At 41.2% G+C, this 11,735-nt stretch carries 9 protein-coding genes; 8 read left to right on the top strand and 1 reads right to left on the bottom strand.

What is annotated here, in order from left to right; translation table 11 throughout:
• Window positions 1-52 precede the first annotated feature (52 nt).
• The gene (gene gloB, locus NJ959_RS17735) at window positions 53-874 is read right to left on the bottom strand and encodes a hydroxyacylglutathione hydrolase (protein WP_254013072.1); all 822 of its coding nucleotides are present in this window, start codon (window positions 872-874) and stop codon (window positions 53-55) included.
• A gap of 245 nt (window positions 875-1,119) precedes the next feature.
• On the opposite strand from gloB, the gene NJ959_RS17730 reads away from it, so the two are divergent.
• The 8 genes from NJ959_RS17730 (at window position 1,120) to NJ959_RS17695 (ending at window position 11,620) form a co-directional block, all read left to right on the top strand.
• On the top strand, window positions 1,120-2,280 hold the full coding sequence (locus tag NJ959_RS17730) for a glycosyltransferase family 4 protein (protein ID WP_254013071.1): 1,161 nt from the start codon (window positions 1,120-1,122) through the stop codon (window positions 2,278-2,280).
• A 104-nt stretch (window positions 2,281-2,384) separates the two neighbouring features.
• Window positions 2,385-4,436, top strand: coding sequence for an ABC transporter ATP-binding protein (locus NJ959_RS17725; RefSeq protein ID WP_254013070.1), 2,052 nt, complete (start codon window positions 2,385-2,387; stop codon window positions 4,434-4,436).
• A 215-nt stretch (window positions 4,437-4,651) separates the two neighbouring features.
• Complete coding sequence (rplU, locus tag NJ959_RS17720; protein ID WP_254013069.1) at window positions 4,652-5,068, top strand: 50S ribosomal protein L21; 417 nt, start codon at window positions 4,652-4,654, stop codon at window positions 5,066-5,068.
• Window positions 5,069-5,103: 35 nt separating this feature from the next.
• Complete coding sequence (gene rpmA / locus NJ959_RS17715) at window positions 5,104-5,403, top strand: 50S ribosomal protein L27 (RefSeq protein ID WP_254013068.1); 300 nt, start codon at window positions 5,104-5,106, stop codon at window positions 5,401-5,403.
• A 560-nt stretch (window positions 5,404-5,963) separates the two neighbouring features.
• On the top strand, window positions 5,964-6,353 hold the full coding sequence (locus NJ959_RS17710) for a response regulator transcription factor (protein ID WP_254013067.1): 390 nt from the start codon (window positions 5,964-5,966) through the stop codon (window positions 6,351-6,353).
• 44 nt (window positions 6,354-6,397) lie between these two features.
• Window positions 6,398-8,620: a sensor histidine kinase gene (locus tag NJ959_RS17705; RefSeq protein ID WP_254013066.1), complete on the top strand. Its 2,223-nt coding sequence runs from the start codon at window positions 6,398-6,400 to the stop codon at window positions 8,618-8,620.
• Complete coding sequence (locus NJ959_RS17700; RefSeq protein WP_254013065.1) at window positions 8,613-10,385, top strand: EAL domain-containing response regulator; 1,773 nt, start codon at window positions 8,613-8,615, stop codon at window positions 10,383-10,385. Before NJ959_RS17705 ends, NJ959_RS17700 begins: the two co-directional genes overlap by 8 nt.
• 128 nt (window positions 10,386-10,513) lie before the next feature.
• Window positions 10,514-11,620, top strand: a complete 1,107-nt coding sequence (locus NJ959_RS17695; protein WP_254013064.1) for a hybrid sensor histidine kinase/response regulator — start codon at window positions 10,514-10,516, stop codon at window positions 11,618-11,620.
• Window positions 11,621-11,735: the final 115 nt, after the last annotated feature.

The raw sequence follows: 11,735 nt of genomic DNA, 5'->3' as shown, positions 1-11,735 counted from the left end.
GGGGAAGGAGAGTTTTAACTCAAAACTCAAAACTCTCTTCCCCATTCCCCGCCTAAAATTGATCCTTCATTCCCCGCAGCCGTGCAAATGTCTGTATGGGATCGTTTGCCTTAACCGCTGCCTGTAGTGAGGGTTGATCCCAGCGCAGAAAAGGATTAGTATGCTTTTCTACCCCCAACCATGATGGCACAGTTGCCTCTCCCCGACGACGAGCGGTTTCAATTTCTCTATATCTAGCTTGTAAGTCTGGATTAGAACTATCTACAGTTAGAGCAAATTGCAGATTCTTTAGGGTGTATTCGTGAGCGCACCATACCCGCGTATTATCTGGTAAAGCCCGTAACTTGCTCAAAGAATTCACCATTTGTGTCGGTGTACCTTCAAAAAGTCTGCCGCAACCCCCTGCAAATAAAGTATCACCACAGAATAATTCACCCGTAGAGCAGGTGTCCCCGCCTGTGATTGTTTCATAGGTGTCCCCGCCTGTTTTGCGATCGCCCTTTGGGGGAAAATAATAGGCGATATGCGCCCTAGTATGTCCGGGAACGAAAAAAACCTCACCCGTGCGATTGCTAAAAGTAACCTTGTCCCCTTCTTGTAAAAAAACCTGTTGTCCTGGAATTCTACCGCGATCTTCAGCACCTCCATATACGCGAACATTAGGAAAACGCTGGATTAACTCTCGATTGCCGCCTATATGATCGCTATGATGGTGGGTATTAAAAATCGCCACCAACTCAGCACCCAATTCGGCTAAACGCCGCAGCAGGGGTTCAGCCTCCGCTGGATCGACTACAGCCGCGATGTTATCCTTGGAGTCGTGCAGTAAAAAGAAATAGTTGTCAGACAGTGCTGGTAACAGGTAAACCTCCATTGTTTGTATCCCCTCTTGTCAATGAATTTGTAAACAACCGACTCCTTCCCTCCGACTACCGATTATAGCGGGGGTTTTTCAACAGAAGTCCTAGCTTACCAGACTCAGGAAGTAATACTTACGTTGCAGGCAGATGACGTATCGTTGTCTAGCAGGCTATCTTAGTAGACAATCCATAATAAAGCTTAACCTTGATAGAGTAGTGGGAATAGGATGAATATGTTGTTATTATTGGCTATAAACTAGTGATCCAGAAAATTTCAATCCTGGCTCCAGACTTGTCTGGAGGTGGCGGGACTAGAGCATACCTCCTCGGACAGGTACTGCAACAACTCAACTACGATGTTAAAGTCTGTGGTTTTCTCTTTGGTCAAACTCTTTATCCTCTCCCACCAGAGAATTTACCAGTTTGCTGGGTAGCGGGTGACAACTATCCTCAATTCCTCAATTCAGCTAAAAATCTGCTCAAAGAAATTGATGGAGAAATTATCTATGCTGTCAAACCGAGACCAACTAGCTTTGGTATTGCTTTATTTAAGCAGTTACGCACCCATAAGCCCATAATCTTAGATATTGACGATTGGGAGTTGAGCTGGTTTGGGGAAGGTAAATGGCGGTATCGCCCTACAATAAAAAACCTGGTAACAGACTTACTTAAACCTGATGGTCAATTAAGATCTCCAGATCATTGGCTGTATTTACAGTGGATGGAGAAATTAATTAGTAGAGCTAACGCTGTTACAGTAGACACCCAATTTCTCAAACATCTTTTTGGTGGAACTTATCTGCCAAATGGTAAAGATACCGATCTTTTTGACCCCTCACGCTTCAATCCAGAAGCTAGCCGAGCTAAATATGGCTTATCAGAATATAGAGTATTAATGTTTCCAGGAACAGCACGCCCCCACAAAGGGATTGAGGATGTTTTATTGGCTTTAGAGCAATTAAATCAGCCAGATTTGAGGTTAGTTTTGGTAGGGGGTAGAGAAATTGGCGATGGTTATATCGAAAAGTTAATGGATATCGGCAAACGCTGGATCGTTAGATTACCATCTACTCCGATCGATCGAATGCCAGAAATTGTGTCCGCAGCTCATATCGTGGTTGTTCCTCAACGGGATCGGATTACGGCTCATGCTCAGTTTCCGATTAAACTGACAGATGGGATGGCAATGGCAAAACCGATTATATCGACTAGGGTTGGCGATATTCCAGAAATTTTAGGAGACATGGGTTATCTGGTAGATCCGAGTTCTCCAGAACAAATTGCGGAAAAAATTGAGGAGATATTTCATGATTTTGGAGAAGCTAGTAATCGAGGTAAAAAAGCTAGGGAACGGTGTATCGAGTTATATAGCACAAAAAAGATGACAACAATTATTTCTAAGATAATCGATAAAATCTGATCTATTTCTATGAGAAATAAAAGTTCAAAATAAGTCCATGACATGAAAATAGCAGAGTAAAAGCCTTTGATTGACATTAAGTAAAATATATAAGGATTCCTGGCATGTTATCTAAGATACCATTGAAATTTGTTAGTCGCCGTCAAGAATTATTCAAAATTGCTCAACGCTATCCTGCCTGGATTGTTCTGACAATAATTTTGGGATTTTCGGGTGGATTATTTAACGGTGTTAGCACAGCTCTAATTGTACCAATAGTTCTCAATATTTTAGGTCAGCCTATAAATTTAGGTGGCGCTCCCCCAATCCTTAAGGCGATTATGGAACCATTTGATAGTATTGCCGCCCACTATCGTATCGGAGCGATGGCTGCCGCGATTGTTCTGATGATTGTCTTAAAAAATCTTGCTTCTTATTGTAGCTCCTTAGTATCTAGTTCTCTATCACGAAAAATGACTAGCGATCTTCGTGAAGAAGGATTGCGGTTATTACTTGATGTGGACTTGGATTTTTACTCTCAGACAAGAGTAGGAGATTTGATCAACCGCTTGGGAGGAGAACTAGGCCGTGCTATCGGATCGGTTACTACGATAATCGGGACAGTAATTACGATAATCACAGCTTTCGTATTTATAGGTTTGCTGATCGCTATTTCCTGGCAACTTACAATCGCCTCAACTGCTTTATTGGCTTTAGTTGCAGTGGTTAATCAATACTCGATTGGACGTGCAAAATTATTTGGCAAGCAGCTCTCAGAAATGTCTAAAGCTTATTCAATCGGCATATTAGAAGCCCTACAAGGAATTCGATTGGTCAAAGCAACAGGAAATGAAGATAGAGAATATAAACGGCTCAAAACATTAATTAGAACTCGCGAAAAAGCCGAATTCCAATCTCAAGTTAACTATGCAGCAATTGGCCCTGTTAGCGAAATAACAGGTGTTGTTGGTTTGATTGGGATTGTTTTTCTTGGTCGCCTATTTTTCGGGAATCAACTTGAATCACTATCTGCGGTTCTCCTGACATACCTATTTTTACTCCAACGAGTACTTCCCTTAGTTGGTCAGTTAAATGGCGCTCGCGGTTCGTTGGCAAATAGTTCTGCAAGTGTGGATATTATGCAGGACTTCTTGACTCGCAAAAATAAGCCGTTTATGGTAAACGGGGATCGGGACTACGAAAAGTTTCCTCTGCGAGAGGGAATTACATTCAATAATGTATCTTTTTCCTATCCTAGCGATCCAGCGTGGGGACTAAGAAATATTAACTTAGAAATACCTCGCGGTACTACCTTAGCTTTAGTTGGATCGACGGGTGCGGGAAAATCAACTATGGCAGATCTTTTAACCAGATTTTACGATCCAGATCAAGGGTATCTCGCTATTGATGGAACTGATATGCGAGAGTTCGATATCAAAAGCATTCGCAAAAGAATGGGGATTGTCAGTCAGGATACCTATCTATTTAATACCACAGTTAGTGAGAATCTTGCTTATGGGAAACCCGATGCTACGGAGGAAGAAATTATAGCGGCAGCCAAACAAGCTAATGCCTATGACTTTATTATGGAACTGCCAGAAAAATTTGATACGATTATTGGGGATCGCGGCACGCGCTTGTCTGGTGGACAAAAACAGCGGATGGCGATTGCTCGGGCTCTCATTCAAGATCCGGATATATTAATTCTCGACGAAGCGACTAGTGCATTAGATACCGTGACGGAACGCCTTGTCCAAGAAGCACTGGAAGCACTCAATCGCTCTCGCACGGCTTTAGTAATTGCTCACCGTCTCTCCACCGTGCAAAAGGCTCATCAAATTGCGGTGTTAGAAAAGGGACGGGTTGTGGAATTGGGAAACCACCAGGAACTTTTAAGAAAAGGTGGTAAATATGCCAAGCTATATAATGAGCAATTTGCTGAACAGCCTAAACGTTCAATTCCTCGGAATGAAGCGTTAATTAAAGCTTCTTATGAAGCGCGTAGTCGTCTGAATTTGATGATTGGTTCAATTCGACTACTTGCGGATGAATTGATTGATACTCCAGAAGAACAGCTTGAATTACTAGAGGAATCCTTTAGTTCAGCAGTTAACCTTCTGGGAACTATTGAGTTGTTCGAGAATATTGCGAAGCTGGGAAAAGGGAATGGGGAATAGGGAATGGGGAATGGATAATAGAGTTTTGAGTTTTAAATTAAAACTTTAGTCACAGAGTTTTCATGGTACTCTCTGATAAAACTTGACAAGTACCCATCGAATCGAAGAGAATGGAAAATTGCGTGTATATTCTGCTCGGATCAGGTTCAGATATACCAAAAGCAGCTCAAAGAATAGGAGCTAGCTACCTGTACGGCCATCTATAAGGACAACCCATGAGTTACGCAATTATTGAAACTGGTGGTAAACAACTGCGAGTTGAACCCGGTCGCTTTTACGAGATCGAACTGCTCCACGTCGAACCGGAAGCACAAGTCACCATTGACAGTGTTTTGCTACTTCAGCACGATGGCGATGTGACAATTGGTCAGCCATTCATTGCCGGGGCAACCGTTGAGGGGACAGTGATGCGACATTATCGCGGTCACAAAATCCTCGTCTATAAGATGAAGCCGAAGAAGAAAACTCGGAAAAAGCGGGGACATCGGCAGGAAATTACCCGTCTGATGGTTAATTCGATTAGTATGAATGGTTCGGTGCTAGTTGCTGCCAACATAGAGTCAGAAGCGACACCGACGGCTGAACCTGAATCATCAGGATCAGCACCTGATACTGAAACTGCTTCAGCATAAGAATAAACATTAACGAAGGCAATTAAGAGGATACTATGGCTCATAAGAAAGGTACAGGTAGTACACGTAACGGTCGGGATTCAAATGCTCAACGCCTTGGTGTTAAACGCTTTGGCGGTCAAGTTGTCAGAGCAGGCAATATCCTTGTACGTCAGCGCGGCACCAAGTTTCACCCTGGTAACAATGTCGGTTTAGGCAAAGACGATACGCTGTTTGCCTTGATTGATGGGATTGTTACTTTTGAGAGAAAAGGTAAAACTCGCAAGAAAGTAAGTGTTTACCCAGCCCCAACTCAACCCTCTCCTGAATTGGAACCCATTGCAGCTGCGGCTTAAATCCGTTTCTAATCTAAAGTTAGCTTTGTATTAGCAAGTTACCCTTCCTAAAAACATCAGCAATACTCAGCAGATGGAGATTTAGGAAGCTAAAGGCTAAGACTTAATGGTCTAGGTTGATTGAATTTTGCTATAAAAAAGGAAGACATCATTTCTTGGTGTTTTCCTTTTTTTTTCACATAACTTCCTCTGCGACGCTAATTATAGACCTGAGTTAGAGCTAATAAAATAAACTGAAAACAAGTAAACAAGAGATTTCCAGTGCCCGTGTTAGGAGATCCGAAAACGCCAGAAGTAATTCATAGCAAGGATTTCATTTTTGACTTTTGACTTTTGTTATATATCCTCGAGAACCCTCATGTCTAGAGTACAGGGTACGGAATGTGGGTTTATCCGTCAGGTAGGAAAGCTGATAAAACCCGTAATTTCCACGATGGATAATCCCCGTAGCTGTGTCACAATTTATCAGAGTGGATAAAAATCTACCATTTAACCTTTTAGGTTGAACTTAGGTTATTAATTTGATTTTGTCCATAAAAAAATATTTATTGAAAAAATAAATGTCAAGAATACTAGTAATTGAAGATGAAGAACCTGTAAGAGAAAACATCTTAGAGATTCTTGAAAATGAGGGATTTGATGCAATCGCGGCCGAAAATGGTTCTATCGGTTTGTATCTAGCACAACAAAAACTTCCCGATCTAATTTTATGCGATGTTCTCATGCCAGAATTAGATGGTTATGCTGTCCTAAATGCCTTGCGATCGGAATCCCAAACGGCGACAATTCCTTTCATGTTTCTCTCTGCAAAAACTGCAAGAATGGATTTGCAGCAGGGAATGAATTTAGGAGCAAATGCTTATTTAAGAAAGCCATTTACTTTAGATGAACTCCTTATTGCCATCGCAATTAATATACAAAATAAGTATTTTATTACTTGTAGGAGCTAACAGACAATTGTCAATAGCCAATAACTAATTACTAGATTATAATTATGCCACAGGATATTCTACCTCTCAACATAAGCAATTCATCCTGGATAAGTAACGAAACCTTATTATCTATCCAAGGGAAGATCGCCAATCAAATCATACAATTTACCCAGGGAATACTGGGAATTGATGAATGCTTGAAAACTACTGCCCATCAGATACTGGACGTTCTAAGACTGAGTGAATGTATAATCTTTGAAGCATTAAACCATCAGTTAAAGATCGCGTCTTTAGATAACTTGACAACAACCCAACTCACTAAGGTATTTGGTAACTTCTATAAGGAAAATCAAGAATGGCTGGCTCGATGGCAGAAGATAACTATGCCCAACTCCGACCAACAATTTCACCCCACACTTCAAGATTGGGCAAAGGACTATGGTTTGGGGACAATTTTGATTGTCCCCCTGTTACACCGCCAATCTTTTTATGGAGCCATTAGCCTTTTAGTCAGGGGAAATAAACGGGAATGGCAACCTCAAGAAATTGCCTTTGTACAAGCGATCGCAGATCATTGGGCGATGGCTCTTTACAATACGGAACTGGAGCAGCACTATCAAGTAGAAATTGAAAATCGGCAAGATTTACTCTCCGTATCACAAGGATCTGAAAGCAGAAACCGCGCTCTTTTAAAGATCATACCTGATGCCATACTTCAGGTGACAAGAGATGGCATTTGTTTGGACTGGAAAGCCGGAAAAACGGATACTCTCCCCCTTCTCACCGACGACATTATTGGCAAACATTTACATCATATTTTACCCACAGAAATAGCAGGATTGATTTGGGAAAATATCGAACTTGCCATGGAAAACAAGCAAGTTGAAATTGTTGAATACCAGTTGTGGTTGAATGGCAAAGTCCGTAACTTAGAAATTCGCCTTATTGAAAGTGGAACAGAAGAAGTAGCCGCGATCGTACAAGATGTTACCGATCGTGTTCAAGCACTACTAACCCTCGAACAAGTCAACGAAGTTTTAGAAGTACGAGTGGAAAAACGTACAGCCGCATTAAGAAATATTAACCAAACGCTGAAAGCTGAAATTATTGAGCGCCAGAGGGTAGAAGATAAGCTACGCGCCAGTGAAGAAAAATTTCGGCAACTTACCGAAAATATCCGCGAGGTTTTCTTTTTAACTACCCCCGATTTAAAGCAAATTCTCTATATTAGTCCCGCCTACGAAGAAGTATCGGGATGTTCACCAGAGAGTCTGTACGAAAATCCCAAAACTTGGTTAAAATTAGTACACCCGGAAGATCGCGATCGGATTGTTGCTGCTGTAGCACGAAAATTCCCAGAGGAAAAAGATTGGCAAGAAGAATATCGGATCGTCCGTCCTGACGGATCGGAACGTTGGGTATGGGTACGTGCTTTTCGTGTCTTAAATGAGGCGGGTGTCGTAACCAGAATTGCTGGCATTGCCGAGGATATCACAGAACGGAAGCAAGCTCAAGCGGATATTCTTAATGCTCTAGCGAAAGAAAAAGAACTCAGCGAGTTGAAATCCCGCTTTATTTCCACTACATCCCACGAGTTTCGTACCCCCCTCACTACTATTAACTCCTCAGCGGAGTTACTAGAACATTACGGGGAAAAATGGTCTGTGGAGAGAAAAATCACCCACCTCCATCGCATTCAAGCATCAGTCACCTACATGACTAAATTATTAAATGACGTGTTGGTGATTGGCAAAGCAGAAGCGGGAAAACTGAAGTTAAGCACAGAAGCACTAGACTTGGAAAACTTCTGCCGTACTTTAGTGGAGGAGATGCAGCTACAAGATCGCAACCAACACCCGATAGTTTTTTCTATAGGGAGTGAGGAAAAGTCAAAAATCAACATTCCCTCATTTCGCCTTCCGCAAATGGACAAACAACTTTTGCGGGCAATTTTGGAGAATTTGTTGAGCAATGGGATTAAATATTCACCAAAGGAAAGCACTATTAATTTGATCTTGAGTTATCATAATGAGCAAGCAATCTTTCAAATTAGCGATCGCGGAATTGGTATTCCACTTCCAGATAAGGAAAGATTGTTTGAAACCTTCCACCGTGCCACTAACGTGGGTACAATTCCCGGAACGGGTTTAGGCCTCACCATAGTGAAAAAATGCGTGGATATTCACCAAGGTCAAATTAGTGTAGAGAGCGAAGTCGGGGTAGGCACTACATTTACTGTCACACTGCCAATGTACAACTCACTATCTACTGATGAAGATGACTAAGAAAATTCTAGTAATTGAAGATGAAGATCAGGTTCTAGAAAACATTTTAGAACTTCTAGAGGCTGAAGGTTGGAACCCAATTGGCGCAGAAAATGGTTCTATTGGTATTGATTTAGCCAAAGCGAACAAACCGGATTTAATTTTATGTGATGTAATGATGCCGGGATGTGACGGTTATGGAGTCTTGAGCAAACTGCGCCAAGACTCAGCACTAGCAGGAATTCCCTTTATTTTCTTAACTGCTAAAGCGGCAAAAACTGATTTTCGTCAGGGTATGGAATTAGGTGCAGATGATTATCTCACTAAACCCTTTACTCGATCTGAACTCTTAGGTGCGATCGCAACTCGCCTTAAAAAAAGGGAAGTTGTACAAGAATCTTACAGTAGCGAACTCAAGCAAGCGAAACAACAACTCAATTACTGGATGCACCATGATAGTCTCACGGGACTTCCAAATCGACTGTCATTGCGAGAAAAGTTCAAACAGATAAAACCAACTGACTCCAAAGATAAAAAAACAATCGCAATCCTCTGCTTGGGATTGGATCGATTCGACCAGATCAATGATAGTTTGGGACATGGATTTAGCGACTTATTACTTAAAGGAGTTGCCGAAAGGATCGCCGCATGTGTTGGCAATAATGACACGGTTATTCGCTTCAATGCCGATCGATTTATCATCATCCTAGACGATATAGAACATAAAAAAGACGCGATCGAGGTTTGTGAAAAGCTTGTGAATAGTTTTGTCCAAACCTTTACCTTAAAAAACCAAGAAATCTTTATCACTGCTAGTATTGGAGTAGCCATTTATCCCCGCGATGGCTCTAATATCGATCAGCTACTAGATCGGGCGAATAAGGCAATGTTTCAATCTAAGCAACAAGGGGGAAATCAATATCAATTTTACTCTGCTGTCTTAAGTATTGGCTCCTTAGATCGTGTGGCATTACAGACAAGTCTACACTATGCTTTAGAACGTCAAGAACTTCAGGTGTATTATCAACCAAAAGTCAATCTTACCACAGGACAAATTATGGGGGCAGAAGCCCTATTGCGTTGGTATCATCCAGAAAGAGGTATCATTTCACCTGGTAGATTTATTCCCATCGCCGAGGAAACTGGACTAATTATACCGATTGGGGAATGGGTATTACAAACAGCTTGCCAACAATTAAAACAATTACACAACATTGGGTTCTACTCTTTACAAATAGCGGTAAATATATCGGCGCGTCAATTCACTCAAGTAGATTTTCGGCAAAAGTTAGTCAAAATCTTGAACACTACTAATCTGCACCCTCAATTTTTGGAATTAGAACTAACGGAAAGTATGCTGGTGCAAAATACTGAGGTGGCGATTCGTCGGCTCAATGCTTTGAAAGCATTAGGATTGACAATTGCTATTGACGATTTCGGCACAGGGTATTCTTCATTGAGCTATTTACAACAATTTCCCTTCGATATATTGAAAATTGACCAGTGCTTTATCCGGAATATATCGGAAAATTCCCATAATGCTGCCATTACTAAAGCAATTATTGAAATGGCAAAAAAAATGGAGTTAAAAATTATTGCTGAGGGTGTAGAAACCAAGGAGGAACTCGAATTTGTTTGCCAAAATCAATGTGACATGATGCAAGGCTATATATTTAGCCAACCTTTGTCAGCTAAGGAATTTAAGGAATTACTCATCAGTGGCAAATCTTTAATGATGCTAAGATCTCTAAAAAATCAAGAATCAAAAGTCAAAAGTCAAAATTAAATATCCTTACTTTTGTGGTGGGGTTTAATAAATACACAATCATTGATCCATAAATCAATTCAATAATTCACTCGGTTAACCAATAACCAACAACCAACAACCAATAACCAACAACCAACAACAAAACCATGAAAAAAATATTAGTGATTGAAGATGAAGAAGCAGTGCGGGAAAATCTCATAGATTTGCTTGATGCTGAGAATTTCTCTGTACTAGGTGCTCCTGATGGCTGCGCCGGAGTTGATTTAGCTCAGGAGCATTTACCAGATCTGATTATTTGTGATATAATGATGCCAAAACTTGACGGGTTTGGTGTATTGACTGCGTTACGAAAAGAACCATCTACAGCAACAATTCCCTTTGTCTTTCTTAGCGCTAGATCGGATAAAAATGACTGGCGACACGGTATGGAATTGGGAGCAGATGATTACGTCACCAAACCCTTTACAGCAGAAGAATTACTGAGGGCAATTTCGGCTCGATTTGAAAAACAAGCGACACTCGATCAACAACAAGCCCAAAAACTGGATTGGTTCCGCAATAGCATCACCAAATCCCTACCTCACGCAATGCGATCGCCACTAACCCATATTCTCGGTTTTTCCCAGTTTATTGTAGAGGAAGCAGATACACTGGAACGGCAAGACATTAAGGAAATGGCAGGAAAGATCAGTAAGTCCGCCGAAAGGTTACACAAACTGATTCAAAACTTTTTACTATATGCTGAACTCGAACTGATTTCTACAGATCCAGATCGGATTAAAACATTGCGGAATAGTCAGGTTAAATCCGCTGCATCAGCAATTGAAATGATCGTTTGGGATTGGGCGAAACGAGTAGATCGAGGAGCAGATGTAGATATGGATTTGCAAGATTCAACTATTCAGATTGCCAAAATCAGACTGGAAAAAATTGTTGCCGAAATAATTGACAATGCCTTTAAGTACTCTTCTGGCGGCACTCCGATACGGGTTTTAAGTACTATTATTTATCAAGGAAATCCGGCGAAACCATTCTATGCTTTATCCATAACCGACAAGGGATGTGGCATGACAGGCAGTCAGATTGCCCAATTAGAAGCACATCAGCAATTTGAGCGCAAACTCTACGAGCAAACTGGTTCCGGATTGGGACTGATGATTAGCAAACGCCTTGCCCAATTACTAGGTGGGGAATTAACTATTGAGAGTATACCTAATCAAGAAACAACAGTTCGGGTGATATTGCCTATTTGATTTGGTCTCTCCTATTTTTACCGCCCCCCACTCCCCGGAATAATTATCAGTTTTGAATTCTCAGTTTTGAATTAAAACTCAAAACGGACTTCGTCCCGCTGCGCTAACAAAACTC

The organism is Limnofasciculus baicalensis BBK-W-15 (genome assembly GCF_024178385.1).
In the GTDB taxonomy this organism is placed as follows: domain Bacteria; phylum Cyanobacteriota; class Cyanobacteriia; order Cyanobacteriales; family Coleofasciculaceae; genus Limnofasciculus; species Limnofasciculus baicalensis.
This window is presented reverse-complemented; position numbering and strand designations above follow the sequence as displayed.

Bases quoted from the DNA above. Each gene is read 5' to 3' on its own strand.
- rpmA (WP_254013068.1), top strand. From the start codon at position 5,104: ATGGCTCATAAGAAAGGTACAGGTAGTACACGTAACGGTCGGGATTCA.
- NJ959_RS17695 (WP_254013064.1), top strand. From the start codon at position 10,514: ATGAAAAAAATATTAGTGATTGAAGATGAAGAAGCAGTGCGGGAAAAT.
- NJ959_RS17725 (WP_254013070.1), top strand. From the start codon at position 2,385: ATGTTATCTAAGATACCATTGAAATTTGTTAGTCGCCGTCAAGAATTA.
- rplU (WP_254013069.1), top strand. From the start codon at position 4,652: ATGAGTTACGCAATTATTGAAACTGGTGGTAAACAACTGCGAGTTGAA.
- NJ959_RS17705 (WP_254013066.1), top strand. From the start codon at position 6,398: ATGCCACAGGATATTCTACCTCTCAACATAAGCAATTCATCCTGGATA.
- NJ959_RS17700 (WP_254013065.1), top strand. From the start codon at position 8,613: ATGACTAAGAAAATTCTAGTAATTGAAGATGAAGATCAGGTTCTAGAA.
- gloB (WP_254013072.1), bottom strand. From the start codon at position 874: ATGGAGGTTTACCTGTTACCAGCACTGTCTGACAACTATTTCTTTTTA.
- NJ959_RS17710 (WP_254013067.1), top strand. From the start codon at position 5,964: ATGTCAAGAATACTAGTAATTGAAGATGAAGAACCTGTAAGAGAAAAC.